The sequence below is a fragment of the Pseudomonas sp. dw_612 genome (assembly GCF_018449725.1).
In the GTDB taxonomy this organism is placed as follows: Bacteria; Pseudomonadota; Gammaproteobacteria; order Pseudomonadales; family Pseudomonadaceae; genus Aquipseudomonas.
This window is the reverse complement of the sequence record NZ_JAAVVC010000028.1, coordinates 56,060-76,509: the sequence shown is the minus strand read 5'-3', so window position 1 is coordinate 76,509 and position 20,450 is coordinate 56,060. Positions and strand designations below refer to the sequence as shown.

General features: G+C 62.1%; 14 protein-coding genes. 10 read left to right on the top strand and 4 right to left on the bottom strand.

The window, feature by feature from the left end:
• Positions 1-3 precede the first annotated feature (3 nt).
• From HB680_RS29850 to HB680_RS29840, 3 genes are all read left to right on the top strand, one after another.
• Complete coding sequence (locus HB680_RS29850) at positions 4-1,068, top strand: HlyD family secretion protein (RefSeq protein ID WP_213941888.1); 1,065 nt, start codon at positions 4-6, stop codon at positions 1,066-1,068.
• Complete coding sequence (locus HB680_RS29845; RefSeq protein ID WP_213941887.1) at positions 1,065-2,597, top strand: efflux transporter outer membrane subunit; 1,533 nt, start codon at positions 1,065-1,067, stop codon at positions 2,595-2,597. The genes HB680_RS29850 and HB680_RS29845 overlap by 4 nt, the downstream gene beginning before the upstream one ends.
• Positions 2,598-2,708: 111 nt before the next feature.
• Positions 2,709-3,266 carry a hypothetical protein gene (locus HB680_RS29840; protein ID WP_213941886.1) on the top strand — a complete coding sequence of 186 codons (558 nt, stop codon included), beginning with the start codon at positions 2,709-2,711 and terminating at the stop codon, positions 3,264-3,266.
• A gap of 104 nt (positions 3,267-3,370) precedes the next feature.
• Here HB680_RS29840 and HB680_RS29835 read toward each other — a convergent pair whose 3' ends face one another.
• Together HB680_RS29835 and HB680_RS29830 are read right to left on the bottom strand one after the other, a co-directional pair.
• Complete coding sequence (locus HB680_RS29835; protein WP_054616609.1) at positions 3,371-3,676, bottom strand: XRE family transcriptional regulator; 306 nt, start codon at positions 3,674-3,676, stop codon at positions 3,371-3,373.
• Positions 3,669-4,034 carry a type II toxin-antitoxin system RelE/ParE family toxin gene (locus HB680_RS29830; RefSeq protein ID WP_213941885.1) on the bottom strand — a complete coding sequence of 122 codons (366 nt, stop codon included), beginning with the start codon at positions 4,032-4,034 and terminating at the stop codon, positions 3,669-3,671. The genes HB680_RS29835 and HB680_RS29830 overlap by 8 nt, the downstream gene beginning before the upstream one ends.
• 178 nt (positions 4,035-4,212) lie before the next feature.
• Between HB680_RS29830 and HB680_RS29825 the strand changes: the two genes are divergently transcribed.
• The 4 genes from HB680_RS29825 to HB680_RS29810 are packed head-to-tail and all read left to right on the top strand — an operon-like array spanning position 4,213 to position 8,944.
• On the top strand, positions 4,213-4,995 hold the full coding sequence (locus HB680_RS29825) for an efflux RND transporter periplasmic adaptor subunit (RefSeq protein WP_213941884.1): 783 nt from the start codon (positions 4,213-4,215) through the stop codon (positions 4,993-4,995).
• Positions 4,992-6,311: an HlyD family efflux transporter periplasmic adaptor subunit gene (locus tag HB680_RS29820; protein WP_213941883.1), complete on the top strand. Its 1,320-nt coding sequence runs from the start codon at positions 4,992-4,994 to the stop codon at positions 6,309-6,311. The genes HB680_RS29825 and HB680_RS29820 overlap by 4 nt, the downstream gene beginning before the upstream one ends.
• Complete coding sequence (locus tag HB680_RS29815; RefSeq protein WP_213941882.1) at positions 6,312-8,408, top strand: biotin/lipoyl-binding protein; 2,097 nt, start codon at positions 6,312-6,314, stop codon at positions 8,406-8,408.
• A 17-nt stretch (positions 8,409-8,425) separates the two neighbouring features.
• Positions 8,426-8,944 carry a GNAT family N-acetyltransferase gene (locus HB680_RS29810; protein WP_213941881.1) on the top strand — a complete coding sequence of 173 codons (519 nt, stop codon included), beginning with the start codon at positions 8,426-8,428 and terminating at the stop codon, positions 8,942-8,944.
• On the opposite strand, the gene HB680_RS29805 is transcribed toward HB680_RS29810, so the two are convergent.
• Entirely contained in the window at positions 8,937-9,248 is a 312-nt protein-coding gene (locus tag HB680_RS29805; RefSeq protein ID WP_213941880.1) for a hypothetical protein, read from the bottom strand. The genes HB680_RS29810 and HB680_RS29805 overlap by 8 nt on opposite strands.
• A 55-nt stretch (positions 9,249-9,303) precedes the next feature.
• Entirely contained in the window at positions 9,304-9,927 is a 624-nt protein-coding gene (locus tag HB680_RS29800) for a tail fiber protein (protein ID WP_213941895.1), read from the bottom strand.
• A gap of 199 nt (positions 9,928-10,126) precedes the next feature.
• Here HB680_RS29800 and HB680_RS29795 point away from each other — a divergent pair, with 199 nt between their 5' ends.
• The 3 genes from HB680_RS29795 to HB680_RS29785 all read left to right on the top strand — a co-directional run bounded on the left by HB680_RS29795 (position 10,127) and on the right by HB680_RS29785 (position 20,433).
• Positions 10,127-11,719 (top strand): glycosyltransferase family 39 protein, encoded by a 1,593-nt coding sequence (locus HB680_RS29795; RefSeq protein WP_213941879.1) that lies wholly within the window; start codon positions 10,127-10,129, stop codon positions 11,717-11,719.
• Between the two features lie 187 nt (positions 11,720-11,906).
• Positions 11,907-12,743, top strand: a complete 837-nt coding sequence (locus HB680_RS29790) for a sulfotransferase (RefSeq protein ID WP_213941878.1) — start codon at positions 11,907-11,909, stop codon at positions 12,741-12,743.
• Between the two features lie 49 nt (positions 12,744-12,792).
• Positions 12,793-20,433: an Ig-like domain-containing protein gene (locus HB680_RS29785; protein ID WP_213941877.1), complete on the top strand. Its 7,641-nt coding sequence runs from the start codon at positions 12,793-12,795 to the stop codon at positions 20,431-20,433.
• Positions 20,434-20,450: the final 17 nt, after the last annotated feature.

Sequence of the window (20,450 nt, the reverse complement as noted above, 5' to 3'; positions counted from 1 at the left end):
TTTATGACGACTTTTACCAAGCAAAAAGTAGCGGTCGGTGTGGCCGCAGCGATCGCGGTCGGCGTGCTGATTTACCTGGTCGCGCCGGGCCTGTTCGGCAAACGCACGCAACAGAGCACTAACGACGCCTTTGTCTCGGCGGACTTCACCCTGGTGGTGCCACGGGTCGCCGGGTTTATCAAAGAGGTGTTGGTGGAGGACAATCAACAGGTCAAGGCCGGGCAATTGCTGGCGTTGATCGATGACCGCGACTTGCGCGCCGCCGCCCAGGCTGCCGATGCCGAAACCCTGGTGGCCAGGGCACAACTGCAAAACGCACGGGCGACCCTTGAGCGCCAGACGTCAGTGATCGCTCAGGCCCAGGCCACGGTGGTGTCGGCCAAGGCTGAAATGGCCTTCGCTGAACACGAACTGAATCGCTACGACCACCTCGCAGGCGTCGGCGCCGGTACGGTGCAGAACGCGCAACAGGCGCGGACCCGCATCGATCAGGCGACCGCGCGACTGGCCAACGCCACGGCAGTACTGGCGGCGGAACGCAAGCAAGTGGACATTCTCACCGCCCAGCGGGATGCGGCGGAAGGTGGGCTGAAACGCGCGCAAGCGGCGCTGGAGATCGCCAGTTACGAATTGTCCTATACGCGGATCGTCGCGCCGCAGGACGGCATGGTTGGCGAGCGCGCGGTGCGGGTCGGCGCTTATGTCACGCCGGGAAGCAAGATGCTCGCCGTGGTGCCGTTGGCCCAGGCTTTTGTGGTGGCTAATTTTCAGGAGACTCAATTGCGGGACGTGCAGCAGGGGCAAGACGTGCTGGTGCGTGTCGACAGCCTCGGCGGCGAGGTGTTGACTGGGCGCGTCGAAAGCATCGCACCGGCCACCGGGGTGACGTTTGCCCCGGTCAAACCGGACAACGCCACGGGTAACTTCACCAAGGTGGTGCAACGGATTCCGGTGAAGATTGTGCTGGATGCGGGACAGCCGCTGGCTGAGCGGTTGCGGGTGGGGATGTCGGTGGATGCGCGGATTGATACCGCCAGCGTTGAGAAGCATGAGGTAGTTCAGCGATGAAGATTTTTGTTGATCGTGCTGACGCCTTCGCGAGCAAGCCCGCTCCCACAGGGGACCGCATTCCAATGTGGGAGCGGGCTTGCTCGCGAAGAGGCCGGTTGCCTCAACTCACCCTGTTGGTCTTGAGCCTTTCCGCCTGCACCGTCGGCCCAGACTTCCACAAACCCGAGCCGCAACAAGTCGCCGAATGGTCAAAACCCACCCAACCCGCCGAAAGCCAGGCCACCACCCAAACCATGGACGAACGCTGGTGGGAAGTCTTCCACGACCCGAAACTCTCAGCCCTGAGCCAACGCGCCCTGACCGATAACCTCGACCTGAAACTCGCCAGCAGTCGCCTGCAGCAAAGCCGCGCCGCACGCCAGGTCATCACCGCTGACCGCTACCCGACGACCGCCGCCACCGGCAGCTACGGACGCGAACGCAACAGCGGCGAAGGCTTGAGCGATCCCTCGGGCAAAAACGGCCGCTCGGCCTTCAATCTCTGGGATGCCGGTTTCTCCGCGTCCTGGGAATTGGATTTCTGGGGCCGCGTGCGCCGCGAAACCGAAGCCGCTGACGCGACCCTTGAAGTTGCCGAAAACGATCGCCGGGGCGTGCTGCTGTCGGTATTGGCCGAAACCGCCCAGGACTACCTCCAGTTGCGCGGCGTGCAGAACACCCGCGCCGTCACCGAGCAAAACCTCGACGTCGCCCGCCACAGCCTGAAGCTCTCGCAACTGCGTCTGGCCGACGGCGTTGCCACGGATCTGGACGTCGCCGAAGCCGCCGCGCAAGTGGCGGCGATCGAATCGCGCCTGCCGGCGCTGGAGCAGCGTCAGTCACAACTGATCAACGCCCTGAGCCTGCTGATGGGCGAACCGCCGCAAGCGTTGTACGCCGAGTTATCCACAGACGCCCCGGTGCCGCAGACCCCGCGTCAGGTCGCCATCGGCCTGCCATCGCAACTGGCCGAACGCCGCCCCGATATCCGACAGGCCGAAGCCCGTCTGCATGCCGCGACGGCCAGCATCGGCGTAGCCAAGGGCGATTTCTATCCGCGGATTACGCTGTCCGGCAACCTCGGTTCCCAAGCCATGCAACTGAGCGATTTCGGTTCATGGAGTTCGCGGTCGTTCGGCATCGGCCCGCAATTCAGCCTGCCGCTGTTCGACGGCGGCCGCCTGCGCGGCAGGCTCAACCTGCGCGAAGCCCAACAACAGGAAGCGGCCATCGCCTACCAACAAACCGTGCTGCGCGCCTGGCATGAAATCGACGATCAACTGACCACTTACAACGCCAGCCAACTGCGCCGCGACAGCCTCGCCGAAGCCGTGCGCCAAAACCAGATCGCGCTACGCACCGCGCAACAGCAATACGTGGAAGGCGTGGTGGATTTCGTCAACGTGCTGACCGTGCAGGGCGAGTTGTTGGCGACGCAGCAGCAGTGGGTTGAGAGTTCGACCGGCGTGTCGTTGGCGATGGTGGGGTTGTACAAGGCGTTGGGTGGGGGATGGGAGTCGGTTTATCCGGTGGCGGAAAAATCCTGATTGAAATTGAGAGACTGGATGTAGGAATCGTCCTATTTTTTTGTGTGGGCACTATTGCAGCCCATCAGGCGTTAGCATTTCGGCCACTCAATGACCACGGCTACGCCTCCTATGATTGCCCTCTCTGATTCTCCCGCGACTGTCGAATTTCTAGGCGCTGCAACAGCACCTCCCGATTTTTATGTCGTGTGTAAAAGCAAGCTAGCGCTGCTATTCGTCTCGACTAGCGGCTTTTTCCTTATTTATTGGTTTTATCGAAACTGGAAGCTTTATCGTGCGGCCACGGGTAATAAGGTTTTGCCCTTGTTCCGCACCATCCTGGGCGTGTTTTTTGTGTACTCCCTGTTCACCAAAATCGATCATCGAATAGGCGCTTCAAACCTAAAGTACCGTTGGTATCCGCGCAGTCTGGCATTGGCTGTCATCCTGCTGGCGTGCACCGGTTCCGCGTTGATGTGGTTACCAGATGTGCAAATTCGTTTTGCGTTGAGCCTTTTGGTTTTGTTCCTGCAAACCTGCTGTTTGTTGCGTGTACAGAATGCAATCAATTATTTGGCGGGCGATGTCGAGGGGCTTGGTAATTCGAAGCTGACATTTGCCAACGGAATTTGGGTAGCGCTTGGTTTGTGCTGGTGGGGGCTGGCGATTATCGGTTTTTACGTTCTTTAGCAGGATCGGGTGTGAGTGTTATTAGGCCCATTTTTGAGGTCGCAAAGTAGAGAGAAAATGAGCATCGTTGGGCTGGTGTCGTTGCGAGCAGCCAGGGAGGCTGCTCATCCAGCAAAATTTTCGATCTTGATTTGGCCGTCTGGAAACGTCGCAATGATTTCAAGCTCACCGCCCATAGCGCGGATGTAGTTGCGCAAGGTGCTGATGTACATATCCGTGCGGCGCTCCATTTTAGAAATGGCGGCTTGGTTGATATGAAGTGTTTCGGCAAGCGTGGCTTGACTCAGCGCTTTGGCCTGACGCAACTCGTGCAGTGGCATTTCCTTGATGTGTTGTTCATAAATCGAATCGGCGAGTGCCCGGGATTCGGGTGTCATCCGCGCTTCGAGCTCGGCAAATTTCTTAGCCATCGTTGTGACCCTCTTTGCGCAATGTGTCGAGATGTTCATCGTACAGTTGATCGGCCAACGGTACGTTGACTTCATACCATCGATCCTGACCGGTTTTGTCTCCTCCTATCAATAGCAACGCGCAGCGTCTTGGATCGAATGCATACAAGATGCGATAAGGGCGACCTGCGTGCTGAACACGTAGTTCACGAAGATGGCCGTGCCGCGATCCATTGATTCCACTGCTATGAGGAAAGCGTAAACCGGGGCCAAACTGCCCGAGTAGTTTTACGCTCGCGGCGACAGAACTCTGCTCGCTTTCGCTCAGATCTGTCCACCAATCGCCGAACTCGTCGGTGTATTCAATATCCCAATTCATGGGAGCTGAATATGCACGCTATGGAATATTCCTTCAAGGTTATATTTTCGATCGGTCGAGTTCGTCCTATAGGTCAGCAACTTTCTTGATACATGGCTTTTCCAAAACGTGATGGCTATTCGCTTGACGCAAACCCCCGCTGTCGTAGACTCCGACCATCCGTCAGGGAGTCACGGTTATGCCGCGTTTTGGAAGTTGGGTTGTCGGATTAGCCTTTGTAACGTGCGCAGTACACGCGCAAACGCCTGCGCCAGACGATCCGTTGCTGGAAAACAGCGCGGTCGGTGGCACTGCTCAGGCCAGCAGCGAGGCCCGTGGTGTGTTGCGGGCTCGGGATCAGGCGGTGCTTGCCAGCGAGTTGCCGGGGCGGGTTGTCGAGTTGCCGTTCAGCGAGGGTGAGTCGTTCAAGAAGGGCGATACCCTGGCCAAGTTCGACTGCTCGGGTTTTCAGGCCCAGCTCAATGCCGCGCAGGCCGCCAGTCGTGGGGCCAGTGAAGAGCTGGCGCATAACAAGCAATTGGCGGCGTTGAATTCGGTCGGGCGCTTTGAAGTGGCGCGGGCCGAGGCCAAGGTCAGCGAGACCCAGGCGCAATCCCAGGTGTATCAGGTGCAGGTGAAACGCTGCAGCGTGCTGGCACCGTTTGACGGTCAGGTCGTCGAGCGCAAGGTCCAGCGTTATGAAAGCGTGGCGGCCGGTGCGCCGTTGCTGGACGTGGTGGATAACCGCACCCTGGAAATTCATCTGCTGATTCCATCGCGCTGGATGGGCAAGCTCAAGCCCGGCCAGACCTTCAGTTTTGTGCCCGACGAAACCGGTCAGCCGCTGGATGCCACGGTCAAGCGCCTCGGTGCGCGGATCGATGAAGGCAGCCAGACCCTGTTGTTGGTCGCGACGCTGCCCAATGCCACGGGCCTGTTGGCCGGCATGAGCGGAACGGCGCGTTTCGCGGAGCTCAAGTGAACGCCCCGATCAGCGGCGGCGCCGAACAGGTCTTCGCCCGGTTTCTCGACCTCGAACGTCTGACCCGTGCGGCGCGCACCCCGGCGCAACTGGCCTACAGCCTGGTCAATGACGGCCAGGCGCTGTTCGGCTTTCGCCATGCGGCGCTGTTGATTGCCGGCAAGGTGCAGGCCGTGACCGGAGTGAGTGCGGTGGACCCGAACGCGCCGTTCGTGGCGTTCGTCGAGCAGGCCGTGGCGCAGCTGTTCAAACTCGAAGTGCTGAAACAGGCGCGGGTGATTGCGCAGGATGTGCTCAGCGAATCGATCCGGGCGGACTGGCAAAGCCTTTCCGCCGCTCAGGTGTTCTGGCTGCCGCTGGTGGATCACCAGGGCGAAGTCTTTGGCGGTCTTTGGCTGGCCCGGGACTTGCCGTGGAACCCTTCCGAACAAGTCTTGCTCTCGCAATTGGGCGACACCTACAGCCACGCCTGGCTGGCACTGCAACCGCGCAAACCGTGGCGGCTGCGCTGGACCCGCAAGCGTCAGGTGGCGCTGGTGGCGTTGGCGCTGCTCGCGCTGTTGATCCCGGTGCGCCAATCGGTGCTGGCGCCCGCTGAAGTGGTGCCGCTGGGTGGCCGAGTGGTCGCCGCGCCGCTGGACGGGGTGATTACCGAGTTTCTGGTCAAGCCCAATCAGGTAGTGAAAACCGGCGATCTGCTGCTGAAGTTCGAAAACACCACCCTCACGGCTCAGGCCGATGTGTCCCAGCGCGCCTTGGGCGTGGCCGAGGCCGAACTGAAGGCTAATTCCCAGCGCTCCTTCGCCGATGCTGAATCCAGCTCGAAAATCGATTTGCTGGCGGCACGGGTCGAACAAAAACGCGCCGAACGGGATTACGCCCGGGAATTGCTCAAACGCAGCGAAGTACGCGCCGAACGCGACGGCATTGCCGTGTTTGCGGACGCCGAGCGTTGGACCGGCAAACCGGTGCAGACCGGCGAACGCTTGATGGAAATCGCCGACCCGAATCAGGCCGAATTGCGTATCGAACTGGCCGTCGGCGATGCGATTGCCCTGGAGCCAGGCGCGCAGGTTTCACTGTTTCTCGACAGCGATCCGTTGCAACGGCACCAGGCCAGACTCGAACGTTCGGCCTACGAAGCGCAGCCCACCGCTGGCGGGCAACTGGCGTACCGACTGGACGCAAATTTCGACGCGGCACCGCCGCGTATCGGGTTGCGCGGCACCGCGAAAATCTTTGGCGACCGCGCGCCGCTGGCGTTGTACCTGTTGCGTCGGCCGTTGGCCGGGTTGCGCCAAAGCGTGGGCCTGTAGATGAGCCTGCCGAGCCTGCGGGCAGACCTGCAATTGTCGGCGGCATCCCCGGCGCTCGACGGCTCGCCGCGCTGGACCCTGGCCGACCCGGTGCGCGGGCGCTATTTCAAACTGGGTGCGGCGGCGATGCGTCTGCTGCGTCACTGGTCCCTGGGCGATCCCGAGCAAGTGTTGCGCGCCGCCAATCGCGAGCCGGGGTTGCCGCTGGACGGCGCTGAACTGGATCAACTGCTGACTTTTTTGCGCGGCCATGACCTGATCAGCGCCCTCGACCCGCAACAGCGCGCCAGTTACAGCCTCAAAGCCGCGGCCCAGCGCCAGTCGCTGTGGCAAATCCTGTTGCACCAATACCTGTTTTTCCGGATTCCGCTGTGGCGCCCGGACGCGTTTCTCAATCGCGCCTGGCCGTGGCTGGAACGTTTCGGCCCGTATGCACTGCGCTTCGGATTACCCGCCACCCTGATGCTCGGCGTGTTTCTGGTGTCCCGGGACTGGCAGCGCTTCATCGCAACATTTCCACACTTGTTCAGCCTCGGCGGCGCGCTGGCGTTTGGTGTGGCGCTGTTCTTTGCCAAGCTCTGCCACGAGTTCGGCCACGCGTTCATGGCCAAGCGCGCCGGTTGCCGGGTGCAAAGCATGGGGGTGGCGTTCATGGTGATGCTGCCGATGTTTTATACCGACGTCAGCGACGCCTGGCGGGTCAATGACCGGCGTGCGCGGTTGCTGATCGGCGCCGGTGGCGTGCTGGCGGAACTGGTGTTGGCGTGTATCGCGTTGCTGGCCTGGTCGCTGTTGCCCGACGGTCCCGGACGCACCGCCGCCTTCATGCTCGCCAGCGCCACGTGGATCACCACGCTGGTGATCAACCTCAACCCGTTCATGCGCTTCGATGGTTATTTTTTGCTCAGTGATTTCTGGGAAGTGGACAACCTTCAGGGCCGCGCCTTTGCCCTGTGCCGCTGGCGTTTGCGCGAGGCCTTGTTCGGCTATGGCGCACCGGCGCCGGAACCCTGGTCGCCGTCGATGCAACGGCGCCTGCTGATCTGGGGCTACGGCTCGTGGCTGTGGCGCGCAGTGCTGTTTTTCGGGATTGCGCTGGCGGTGTATCACCTGTTCTTCAAGCTGTTGGGCATCTTCCTGATGTTGGTGGAACTGGTGTGGTTCATCTTCCTGCCGATCGTGCGCGAATGGCGCGAATGGTGGGCCCGCCGCGAGCAGGCCCACGCACCTCGGGTGTTGCTGAGCACCCTCGGGTTGGTCGCGATTGTTTTGCTGTTGGCCGTGCCATGGCGCAGTGCCGTGGAATTGCCAGTGATGCTGGAGGCGGGTCGCGTCAGCACGTTGCATGCGCCGGTGGCGGCGCGGGTCAAACAAGTGAATGTCCACGATGGCCAACTGGTGGCCCAGGGCGACATATTGATTGAACTGGAAACACCCGATCTCGATTCACGCCAAGCCATCGTCCGGCGAGAAATCCAGATCCAGCAGTTGCAGATGCGTCGTCAGGCCAGCCGCAGTGAAACCGCCGCCGATGCCGGGATTGTCGAACAGCGCCTGGCCGAGGCCGTGGCCGAATATCGCGGCCTGGCCGCGCAGCGGGAACGTTTGCTGATCCGGGCCCCCCAGGCCGGCAAGGTGCGGGATCTGTTGCCACAGTTGACGGCCGGACGCTGGTTGTCGCCTAAAGAACCGTTGGCCAGGGTCGTCGAAGAGGGCGCGCGCTTGCGCGGTTATCTGGCGGAAGCCGAGTTGTGGCGGGTCGCTCCCGGGGCTCACGGGCGTTTTATCGCCGAAGACCCGATGCACCCGGCCGTCGCCGTGCAGTTGAGTGAAATCGATGCCAACGGCGCCGGTTTCATTGAGCAGGAAGCGCTGACGTCGGATCATCACGGACCGATTGCCGTGCGCCGCGACCAGAGTCAGCGGCCAGAGCCGGTTCAGGCGCAGTACGCGGTGCGTCTCACGACGCTGGACACCATCGCCACCCCGACCCAGCCGTTGCGCGGCGTGGTGGTGGTGCAAGGTCGCAGTGAGTCATTGCTGGGAACGGCCTGGCGCCGAATGGCGGCGTTGGGTGTGAGGGAGAGTGGTTTTTAGCGCAGGGAGAGAGGGCAATGCTGAACAACAATTCCAATGACGTGGGTGATCTGGTGGTGCGTCCGTCCGGTGCCACCGACGGACCGTTTTTGCACAACCTTTACCACGCCGCACGCCCCGATCTGCAATGGATCGACGGCGAGCAGGAGCTGGTGGAGGAGGTGATCGCCCAGCAATTCAAAGTGCAAGAGCAGGGCACCGGGGAGTCCTATCCCAACGCCATGCACTTCGTGGTGGAAAAGCTCGGCACACCGATTGGCGCGTTGACCGCTGATTTCGGCACCAACGAAATTCGTGTGTTGTACCTGGCCTTTATTCCCGCCGCGCAGGGCAAGGGGTATGGCCGCACGGTGTTGCAAGGCGTGCAGAAAGCCGCCGAACAGGTGCGTTGCCCGGTGGCGACGGTGGTCTGGGCCAACAATCCCCATGCGCGCCGGCATTATCTGGCGCTGGGGTTTCAGGTCGAGGAAAGCAACGTGGCGGCCGAGCGGCTGGTCTGGTATCCGGGCCAGCCGCAGTCGGCGGTGCTCAGTTGACGGTAATGTCGAAGTAGGTGTGGCTGGCGTCGCGCCCCAGCCCTGGAGTGCGAGAGACGACGATACCTTCTATGCGCCCCAGTTCCGGCAGCTCGATGGCGCACGGGCCGTCGATGAAGGTGGTCTGGGTCGGACTGCTCAGTTCAACGCCAAACGGCATGCGTCCGCTGTCAGACATGCGGGCATTGGGCTTGTCCACCACGGACACGATCACCACCGGTATCTCGCTGCCATCGCTGAGGTAAAGCGGCTTGGAGGTGCCGAGTAACCGGCGGAAATGGTCGCCGGTAATCTGATCAAGCATGGTCCTGCTCCCTGAAAAAAATGGAGGGTCGGGGCCAGCGGCCCCGACGCCAAGGTCAGTTGCGTGAAGGGAATAACCCTTGAAGGGCCACACAGAAGTTCACCACCAACACCGGGTTGACGATGCCCAGCGGTGAGCCGCTGCCGATGGTCTGCGCGGTGGCGGTCACGTTGACGGTGCCGCCGACCGTGCTGTCGACACCTTTGAGTGCGATCGGGTTGGCGCCCTGTGCGGTGGAGAAGATCGCGGCGGAAGTCGGCCCCGATGCGATGGAGGCACCGATGTAGGCATTGTCATTCGACGGTGCGGTGGTGGGGGTGCTGGCGACACTGGCCAGGTTGACCGTGGTCGTGGCGGTCAGGGCCGACGTGGCAGTGGCGGTGATAAGAGGCGCATGGGGCGGCAAGTTGGCCACCAGCAAACTGGTGTTTTCTGTGCCAATGACTTGACCGATCACCCGGTTCGTCAGGTTAACGCCTTGCCCCTGGTGCATCGGCAAACGCCCGCACAGGTTGGGCAGCATGAAAGTCGTCGATCCGTTGCCGCCATAGGTTACGCCCAACAAGGTGAACAACGCCTGGTATTGGTTGACTGGCAACGTCTGCCCGTTGGCCTGCATCCAGCCGCTGGGAGCAAACTGGAAGCCGAAGGGAAGAATGGTTCCGAGAAACACGTCCATAGTTTTGTTATCCATGTGGTTTTTTTGGAGGAGACCGTACTGGCTCGACGCTACTGCTCGGGCCAGTCCTCAGCGTAGACGCTGGTACAAAAGTCGCTCGATTGTGTTCTTGCCCGGATGGGCTCAGCATCCAGCAAGAACTCCCGGGCGTGCTGCAGACTCCAAGGGTGATTAGCGTTTTCGACCAGGCGGTGAATTTATGAAGTACCGCAGGGAAACAGAACTGGCCGGCAGGCCGGACGGGCGCGCCGTTCGGACGCGAGCCACAGCGCTTTCGCCGCTGCCGCAATGGCTGGCCGATTACGGCGTGTGGCTGATTCTGCTGCTGGCCGCCGCCGTGCGTTTTTACGACCTCACCGCTGCCGCGATTTGGGGCGATGAAGGCTCCAGCCTGTTGATGAGCCAGTATTCCTTGGGCGATATCTGGTTCCACGCCGCCCATGACGTGCACCCACCGCTGTATTTCATGGTGCTGCACGGCTGGATCGAAGTATTTGGCGACAGCATTTTCTCCATCCGCAGCTTGAGCGCATTGCCGGGTATTGCCACGGTGGCGCTGGGGTTCTGGCTGGTGCGATTGATGGCCAATCCTCGTGCCGCGCTGCTTGCCGGTCTGTTGCTGGCGTTGCTGCCTACGGCGGTGCGCTACAGCCAGGAAGTGCGGATGTATTCGCTGTTGGGGCTGTGGTTGCTCGGCGCGACGATTGCGCTGGTGTATTGGGTCAAGCATCCCCGACGCACACGTTATCTGGCGATCTACGCGTTGCTGATGACCGCGGGGTTCTACACCCACTACTTCACAGCTCTGTGCGTGATTGCCCACTGGACTTATCTGTTGCTTCTGCGCCTGCATCCCACCCATCCGGTGAAACTCATCACGCGCCCGGCCTGGTGGCTGACCAACGTGGTGATCGTGGCGTTGTTCCTGCCCTGGTTGCCCGGCCTGATTGATCTGATTCAGCACATGGATGAGCTCAAAGCCAATGGCGATGTGGGGTGGGAGACTGCGGTTACCCTGAACTCGCTGCCTACGATGGTCTGGGATTTCCTGATCCAGGACGACGGTGATGCCTTGCCGTGGCCGATCTTCATTGCGCTGCCGCTGTTGTTGCTGGCGGTGATCGCGGTGACGGTTGTGCGGGACCGCAGCCTTTTTCGCTGGAGTGCCTTGCTGGCCATCTACACCCTGTTGCCGCTGCTGATGGTGTTCGGCGTATCGTTTATCTCGCCGGTGTTTATCGAACGCTACCTGACCGCTTTTGCGTTGGGCTTGCCGCTGATCCTGGCGCTGGGTATCGACCGGTTGTGGGATGGCTTTCGCGTATTGGCGCTGGCGTTGCTGGTGCTGCTGGTCGGTACCCAACTGGTGGGGCTGAAGACCAATGCCACGATTGATGTGAATGACCAGGCCAGCGTGATGGTGGCGTTCGTCAATCAGCACTACGTCGAGGGCGACCAGATCGTTATCAGCGACCTGCTCTGGTACATGCCCTATGTCTATTACAACCGTACCGACGCCGCTCCATTGCTCTACACGCCACCGCTGGCCAACGGCGCCTCCAGTCGTCCGAATGCCTACGGGTTCGGCACGCTTGTCGATGACAACGCTGAAAAAATCTACCTCGACCACCTCAGTGAACTGCCCGCCGGTACGGGGCGTGTGTGGTTGATCAGCAGCACTGACCAGCCAGACGAGTTCGCCTCGATACCGGCTGGCTGGCAAAAAGTCAGTGAAAAGGCTGCGGGTAACAATCAGGCGCGGCTGTTCTTGATGGGGGCCGGCATGCATTGAGCCGGATCTTTCGCGCCTTCTCAGCTACTTGCAGAGGCTGCTGAAACGATTCAACCCACCTGGATCAATACTTTCAGATCAAGCCCGTATTTTTAGCTTCAAATTGATATCAAAACACCACTAGTCGGCCCAGTCTGCATAGACTACGCTTCGACATATAAAGGGACTTCCGACTAGGGTGAAGGGATTGCAGCAGTACCACTTTATCTCCGGGTTGCCACGCTCAGGGTCTACCTTGCTGGCGGCTATTTTGCTGCAAAACCCGCGCTTTCATGCCGGCATGAGCAGCCCTGTCGGCACACTGTTCACCAGTGTCCTGGAGCAATGCAGCGCCGGCAGCGAATTCGGTGCGGTGATCGACACCCCTTTGCGTCGCCGCCTGTTGCGCGGTCTGTTCGATTCCTACTATGCCGAGCAGGCGAACACCCCCGTCATCTTCGATACCAACCGCCAGTGGTGCGCGCGTTTACCTGCGCTGCAAGACCTGTTTCCCAAGGCCAAAACCATTGCCTGCGTGCGCAACGTCGCCTGGGTGATGGACAGCCTCGAGCGCCTGTACCGCGCCAACCCGTTCGAGAACACCAAGCTGTTCAACGACGAAGTCGAGCGCAACACCGTCTACAGCCGTTGTGAAACCCTGGCCCAGCGCAATCGCCTGGTGGGTTTTGCCTGGACCGCGCTCAAAGAAGCCTATTACGGCGAAAACGCCGACTCCTTGCTGATTGTCGATTACGACCTGCTCAGCCAGGCGCCCGAACGGGTACTTCGGCTGGTCTACGAATTCATCGGCGAGCCGTGGTTTGAGCATGACTTCGACAACCTCGTCTACGACGCGCCGGAGTTTGACCAGGCGCTGGGCGTCTCGGGGTTGCACCGGGTCAAACCCAAGGTGGCGCTGGAGTCACGGCGAACGATCCTGCCGCCGGACCTGTTCGACAAATATGCAGAGCTGTCCTTTTGGCACGATGGGTCCTCCAGCGCCGCCAATGTCATTCGTATGAAATCCGACGCCGCGATCAATTGATCGCGGCTTTTTCCTGGCCGTTATAAAAGTTCGAGTTCGGGTGAGCAGCATGTGGTGGAACAACGGCAAATCGCAAAAGGCCCAGGGCGCTCGCGTACTGGCATCCCCGATGATCGTGTCCCTGGAACCGCGCATGCTGTTCGACGGCGCGGTCGCGGCCACGGTGGCCGATGCGGCCCAGCCCGACAGTCATCCCACGGCTGATGCCGCCAAGGCACCCGCTGCCGATCACCCGACGGCGAGCAAAGACACCCATGGCCAGGCGGACAACGCCTCCGCCGCGACTCCCGCACCTGCGGCAACACCGACTGCCGTACCCGGCCAGAGCGTGGTGTTCGTCGATTCGCGCATCAAAGACACCGACAGCCTGCTCAACGGCGTGGCACCGGGCACCGAAGTGGTGACGCTGGACGCGACCAAGGATGGCTTGCAGCAGATTGCCGCTTACCTCGACACCCATCAGGGTGTGAGTTCGGTGCAGATCATCGCCCACGGCAGTTCCGGCGACCTGTGGCTGGGCAACAGCTACCTCTCGGCCGATAACGTCGCCGCTCGCAGCGATGTGCTGGCCCAGATCGGCAAGGACATGAACGTCGGTGGCGACATCCTGATCTACGCCTGTAATACCGGCGCCGGTGAACGCGGCGTGAGTTTTGTCGACTCGCTGGCGCAACTCACCGGGCGCGATATTGCCGCGTCCACCAACCGTACCGGTGTGGGCGGCGACTGGAACCTGGAAATCGCCACCGGCAGTATCGAAAGCCGCAGCGTGTTGTCCTCTGCGTCCATGGCCGGTTACCAGTACAGCCTGGCAACGCTGACTGTGCTCAATAACAGCGACAGCGGCGTGGGTTCTTTGCGTACCGCCCTGTCCAATGCCGTGGCCGGTGACACCGTCACCTTCAATAGCAGCATGATCATCGGTCTGAACTCGCAACTGACCATCACCAAGAACGTAACGATTGACGGTGACCTGAATAACGACGGCATTGCCGATGTCACCCTTAACGGCCAGTACAAAACCCGCGTGGTGCAGGTTAACTCCGGCGTCACCGCGACCTTCGACGGCCTGGTCATCAAGCAAGGCATGGTCGCCGGTGCGGGCGCGGCGGGGGGCACCGACGGTGCCGGGGCGATGGGCGGCGGTATTCTCAACTCCGGCAACCTGACCCTCAGAAACGTCACGGTGACCGATAACGCAGCCTCGGGCGGCGGCGGTGGCGGTGGCGTCACCGCTCCGTATGTCGGCGGAGCGGTTGGCGGTGGCGGAGGTGGTGGCGGTTCGCTGGGTGGTCAAATCGGTGGTCATGGCGGCACCGCCGGTTTCGGTACAGGCGTTTATGCCGGTACGGCCGGCGGGGCGGGCAGTGGCGGTAATGGCGGCAGCTACAACACCAATTACATGGGCGGTCACGGCGGTACGACCGTCGGCGGCGCCGGTGGGATCGGCGCTTCCAACTACAGTAACGGCGGCAGCGGCGGCACGGCGAGCAACGGCACCGTGTCCATCGGCGGCGGTGGCGGTGGCTCCGGTTGGGACCATCCCGGCCGGGCCGGCTCGTCGGCCTCCGGCGGTATCTACAACGCATCGACCGGCACCCTGACGGTGGTCGGTACGTCCGTCATCTCCAATAACGTCGCGGCCGGTGGCGGCGGTGGCGGTGGCGGTGGCCTGGGTGGTTCCGCTGACAACGGTGGTGCGGCCGGCAAAGGCGTTGGCGCGATCTGGAACAAAGGCACGCTGTTGATGACCGCCGCCAACTTCGGCGCCATGGCCGGCAATGCCGGCGGCAGCGGCGCGGGTGGACAGGCATCGGGCGGCGGCACGACGGGCTCTGTCCCGGCCGCCGTGAACAACATCTTCAACGACGGCGGCGTGGTCAATACCAACTACGCGCCGGACGTGACACCACCGACCGTCTCCAGCATCGTGGTCAGCACTACAAGCCTGAACTCCGGCGGCACGTCGCTGGTGACCATCACCTTCAGCGAGGCGGTGAACAATTTCACCAACGCCGACCTGACCGTGGCCAACGGTACGCTGAGCGCCGTCAGCAGCAGCGACGGCGGCATCACCTGGACCGCGACCCTGACGGCGGCGGGCAATATCAACGCACCGACCAACGCCATCACCCTCGACACCACGGGTGTGCAGGATTTGGCGGGTAACGTCGGCACCGGTTCCGGCACCTCCAACAACTACGTGATCCACGACACCGTGGCGCCGACGGCGAGCATCGTGGTCGCGGACAACGCGCTGAACGGCAGCGAAACCTCGCTGGTGACCATCACCTTCAGTGAAGCCGTAACCGGTTTCACCAACGCCGACCTGACCATCGCCAACGGTACGCTCACGGCCGTGACCAGCAGCGACGGCGGCGTCACGTGGACGGCGACCTTCACGCCAACCGCCGGCGTGACGGACAGCACCAACCTGATCACCCTGGACAAGACCGGCGTGCAGGACCTGTCCGGCAATGCCGGGCTCGGTGTAATCAACTCGAACAACTACGCCATCGACACCCAGCGCCCGACGGCAACCATCGTGGTGGCGGACACCGCGCTGAGAATCGGCGAAACTTCCTTGGTGACCATCACCTTCAGTGAGGCCGTGACCGGTTTCACCAACGCCGACCTGACCATCGCCAACGGCACGCTCACGGCTGTGAGCAGCAGCGACGGCGGCATCACCTGGACGGCGACGTTTACCCCGAGCTCCAGCACCAACGATGCGACCAATCTGATTACCCTGGACAACACCGGGATCAGCGACACGGCGGGCAACGCCGGCACGGGCACCACCGATTCCAACAACTACGCGATCGACACGGTCCGTCCGACCGCGACCATCGTGGTCGCCGACAACAACTTGAGCGCTGGCGAAACGTCGCTGGTGACCATTACCTTCAGTGAAGCGGTATCCGGCTTCACCAACGCTGATCTGAGCATTGCCAACGGTACGTTGAGTGCGGTGAGCAGCGGCGACGGCGGCGTTACCTGGACGGCCACGTTCACACCGACAGCCAGTGTCAGCGATACGACCAACGTCATCACCCTGGCCAACACCGGCGTGTCCGACCTGCAGGGCAATGCCGGCAGCGGCACCACCAACTCCAACAACTACATCGTCGACACCGTGCGCCCGACCGCAACCATCGTGTTGGCAGACACCGCACTGAAAATCGGCGACACGTCACTGGTGACCATCACCTTCAGCCAGGCCATAACCGGTTTCACCAACGCCGACCTGACCATCGCCAACGGCACACTCTCAGCGGTGAGCAGCAGCGACGGCGGCATTACCTGGACCGCGACCTTCACGCCGACAACCAGCATCACCGACGCGACCAACGTCATCACGCTGGACAACACGGGCATTCAGGCTACTTCCTCCGGCAACGTCGGCAGCGGCACCACCAATTCCGGCAACTACACCGTCGACACCGTGCGCCCGACGGCCAGCATTGTGCTGGCGGACACCGCGCTGAAAATCGGCGACACCTCGCTGGTGACCATTACGTTCAGCGAAGCCGTGACCGGTTTTACCAACGCCGACCTGACCATCGCCAACGGTACGCTGACGGCGGTAAGCAGCAGCGATGGCGGCATTACCTGGACGGCGACGTTCACGCCGACGTCCAGCATTACCGACGCGACCAACCTGATCACCCTGGACAACACCGGGGTCAGCGATACGGCGGGCAACGCCGGCAGCGGCACCACCGATTCCAGCAACTACGCGATCGACACCGTTCGCCCTACGGCGACCATCGTCCTCGCGGACCCGGCCCTGAGCGTGGGCGAAACCTCGCTGGTGACCATCACCTTCAGCGAAGCGGTGAGCGGTTTCACCAATGCCGACCTGGCGATTGCCAACGGCACGTTGACCGCCGTCAGCAGCAGCGACGGCGGCATTACCTGGACCGCGACCTTCACCCCGACCGCGGGTGTCAAAGACACGACCAACGTCATCACCCTGGCCAATACCGGCGTGGCTGACCTGGCCGGCAACGCCGGTTCGGGCACTACCAATTCCGGCAACTACACCATCGACACCGTGGCGCCGACCGCCACCATCGTCGTCGCCGACAATGCCCTGAGCATCGGCGAAACGTCGCTGGTGACCATTACCTTCAGCGAAGCGGTGACCGGTTTCACCAACGCCGACCTGACCATTGCCAACGGCACGTTGGGCGCGGTCAGCAGCAGCGATGGCGGCATCACCTGGACGGCGACCTTCACGCCGACCAACGCCATCACCGATGTCAGCAACCTGATCACCCTGGACAATACCGGTGTGCAGGCCGCTGCTTCCGGCAACGTCGGCGTCGGCGCCACCGATTCGAACAACTACGCCATCGACACTGCGCGTCCAACCGCGACAGTCGTGGTGGCCGACCCGACCCTGGCGCTCGGCCAGACTTCGCTGGTGACCATCACCTTCAGCGAAGCCGTGACCGGCCTGACCCTCGCCGACTTCACGGTTGAGAACGGCAGCCTGAGTGGCCTGACCACCAGCGACAACATCACCTACACCGCGACGTTCACGCCGACCGGCAGCATCAACGATGCGACCAACATCATTACGCTGAACAACGCCGGGGTCGCGGACGTAGCCGGTAACACGGGCGCGGGCACCACTGACTCCAACAACTACGCGATCGACAGCTTGCGCCCGACCGCCACCATCGTCGTTGCGGACCCAACCCTCAGCGCGGGCGAAACCTCGCTGGTGACCATCACCTTCAGCGAAGCGGTCAGCGGTTTCGACAACAGCGACTTGAGCATCCCGAATGGCACCTTGAGCGCGGTCAGCAGCAGCGACGGCGGCATCACCTGGACCGCCACCTTCACGCCGACCGTTGGCGTCAAGGACACCACCAACCTGATCACCCTGAACAATGCCGGCGTGGCCGACATTGCCGGCAACGCCGGGACCGGCGTCACCAACTCGGCCAACTTCACCATCGACACCGTGCTGCCGACCGCCACCATCGTGGTTGCCGACAGCGCGTTGAACATCGGTGAAACCTCGCTGGTGACCATCACCTTCTCCGAAGCGGTGACCGGTTTCAGCAATGCTGATCTGACGATTGCCAACGGTACGCTCACCGCCGTGAGCAGCAGCGACGGCGGCATTACCTGGACGGCGACCTTCACGCCAACCACTGCCATCACCGACGCGAGCAACCTGATCACCCTGGACAACAGTGGTGTGCAAAACGCCTCGGGTAACGCCGGCAACGGCACCACCGATTCGAACAACTACGCCATCGACACTCAGCGTCCAACCGCAACCATCGTGGTCGCCGATGCGGCTCTGGGCGTCGGCCAGACCACCCAGGTGACCATCACCTTCAGCGAAGCCGTGAGCGGGTTCACCAACGCGGACCTGACCATCGACAACGGCACGTTGAGCAACGTCAGCAGCAGCGACGGCGGCATCACCTGGACCGCGACGTTGACGCCGTTGGCCGGCATCACCGACACCAGTAACATCGTGCGCCTGGACAACACGGGCGTGGCGGATCTGGCGGGCAATGCCGGCAGCGGCACCACCGATTCCAACAACTATGTGATCGACAGCCAGCGTCCGACCGCCACCATCGTGTTGAGCGATACCACCCTGAAGCCGGGCGAAACCTCACTGGTGACCATCACCTTCAGCGAAGCAGTCAGCGGTTTCGACAACAGTGACCTGACCATCGCCAACGGCACGTTGAGCGCGGTGAGCAGCAGCGACGGCGGCATCACCTGGACCGCGACGTTCACCCCGACTATCGGTGTGACGGACGCGACTAACGTCATCACCCTGAACAACACCGGCATCGCGGATGTGGCCGGCAACGCGGGCGCAGGCACCACCGATTCCGCCAACTACGTGGTGGAAACCCAGGTGCCGACCGCCACCATCGTGGTCGCCGACAACGCCCTCAAGGCCGGTGAAACGTCCGCGGTGACCATCACCTTCAGCGAAGCCGTGAGCGGTTTCACCAACGCCGACCTGACCATCGCCAACGGCACGTTGAGCAACGTCAGCAGCAGCGACGGCGGTATCACCTGGACCGCGACCTTCACGCCAACGGTCAACGTGACCGACACCACCAACCTGATCAGCCTCGACAACACTGGCGTGACCAACGCCTCGGGCAACAGCGGCGTGGGCGTGACTGATTCCAACAACTACGCCATCGACACCGCGCGGCCGACCGCGACCATCGTCGTGGCGGACAACCGCTTGGGCATCGGCGAGACGACCACGGTCACCATCACCTTCACCGAAGCGGTATCCGGTTTCGACCTGTCGGACCTCAGCGTCGCCAATGGCACCCTGTCCAATCTGCTCAGCAGTGACGGCGGCAAAACCTGGACGGCGACCCTGACCCCGACGGCCAACCTCAACGACGCCACTAACCTGATCCTGCTCGACAACAGCAATGTGGTGGACGCCGCAGGCAATGCCGGTGCCGGGATCGCAATCTCCAACAACTACGCGCTCGATGCCACGCGGCCGACGGCAACCATCGTGGTCGCCAACCCGAACCTGGGCATGGGCCAGACCACGCTGGTGACGATCACCTTCAGCGAAGCGGTGAACAACTTCGACCTGTCGGACCTCAGCGTCACCAACGGCGACCTGGCCAATCTGGCTAGCAGCGACGGCGGTAAAACCTGGACCGCCACGTTCACCCCAACCGCGAACATCACCGACCCGAGCAACTTCATCGCGCTGGACGCCAGCAACGTCACCGACCTGGCCGGCAACACGGGCGATGGCGTGGCGGTTTCCAACAACTACGTGATCGACGGCGAGCGGCCGACGGCCACAGTGGTCGTGGCCAACCCGAACCTGGGCGTGGGCCAGACGTCACTGGTGACCTTCACCTTCAACGAAGCGGTGAGCGGTTTCGACCTGTCCGACGTCAGCGTGGCCAACGGCACCTTGTCCAACCTGTCGAGCACCGACGGCGGCAAAACCTGGACCGCGACGCTGACGCCGACCAGCAATATCAGCAACGCCAGTAACGCGATCAGCCTGAACGTCGCGGGCGTCACGGATGGCTCCGGCAATGCCGGCAGCGGCACCAGCCAATCCAACGGCTACGCGATCAACACCGTGACCGCACCGCCGACCACGGTAGTGGTGGTGTCGCCGGACCCAGAGTTCCGCACGCCGCAACAGGTGATCGTCATCGATCAACCGCACCTGCCGCTGCAGCCGATCATCTTCGCTGCGCCAACCGGCACGCTGGCCTCGCCGCTGACCTTTGCGCCGCTGTTCGAAGATCGGGTGCTGGGGGACGGCATCCGGCCATTGGGCGATATTTTCATCAATCGCGGGGCACTGGCGCCGAGCTTTATTGCCCAGGTGTTCAGCAGCAGCGACAGCGGCACTGGCGATGGTTCGGGCCACGGCTTCCTCGGGTTTGGTGGCGGCGATGGCGGGGTGTTCGGCAGCAGTACGCTGGCGAGCCTGTTCAATCAGGACACCGGCGCCGAGCGCGATTCGCTGAATTCCTTCAGCAATCATTCGATCAGGGGCGGGGATGTTTCCCAAGGACTGCGCGGCGTATTTGGCGCGCCGACCCTGAGTCAGCAATTACAAGATCTCAAAGACACCGAGCAGCGGCAGGTGAACAGCCTGGCCGCCGCTTTGCAACAAGCCGGCATCAGCGAAATGCAGGCTTGAAACACACACATAATTCA

What these genes read in the sequence shown, in the direction of transcription:
- HB680_RS29825 (WP_213941884.1), top strand. Translation starts at nt 4,213, where the DNA reads ATGCCGCGTTTTGGAAGTTGGGTTGTCGGATTAGCCTTTGTAACGTGC.
- HB680_RS29805 (WP_213941880.1), bottom strand. Translation starts at nt 9,248, where the DNA reads ATGCTTGATCAGATTACCGGCGACCATTTCCGCCGGTTACTCGGCACC.
- HB680_RS29800 (WP_213941895.1), bottom strand. Translation starts at nt 9,927, where the DNA reads ATGGACGTGTTTCTCGGAACCATTCTTCCCTTCGGCTTCCAGTTTGCT.
- HB680_RS29795 (WP_213941879.1), top strand. Translation starts at nt 10,127, where the DNA reads ATGAAGTACCGCAGGGAAACAGAACTGGCCGGCAGGCCGGACGGGCGC.
- HB680_RS29830 (WP_213941885.1), bottom strand. Translation starts at nt 4,034, where the DNA reads ATGAATTGGGATATTGAATACACCGACGAGTTCGGCGATTGGTGGACA.
- HB680_RS29785 (WP_213941877.1), top strand. Translation starts at nt 12,793, where the DNA reads ATGTGGTGGAACAACGGCAAATCGCAAAAGGCCCAGGGCGCTCGCGTA.
- HB680_RS29840 (WP_213941886.1), top strand. Translation starts at nt 2,709, where the DNA reads ATGATTGCCCTCTCTGATTCTCCCGCGACTGTCGAATTTCTAGGCGCT.
- HB680_RS29810 (WP_213941881.1), top strand. Translation starts at nt 8,426, where the DNA reads ATGCTGAACAACAATTCCAATGACGTGGGTGATCTGGTGGTGCGTCCG.
- HB680_RS29850 (WP_213941888.1), top strand. Translation starts at nt 4, where the DNA reads ATGACGACTTTTACCAAGCAAAAAGTAGCGGTCGGTGTGGCCGCAGCG.
- HB680_RS29835 (WP_054616609.1), bottom strand. Translation starts at nt 3,676, where the DNA reads ATGGCTAAGAAATTTGCCGAGCTCGAAGCGCGGATGACACCCGAATCC.
- HB680_RS29845 (WP_213941887.1), top strand. Translation starts at nt 1,065, where the DNA reads ATGAAGATTTTTGTTGATCGTGCTGACGCCTTCGCGAGCAAGCCCGCT.
- HB680_RS29815 (WP_213941882.1), top strand. Translation starts at nt 6,312, where the DNA reads ATGAGCCTGCCGAGCCTGCGGGCAGACCTGCAATTGTCGGCGGCATCC.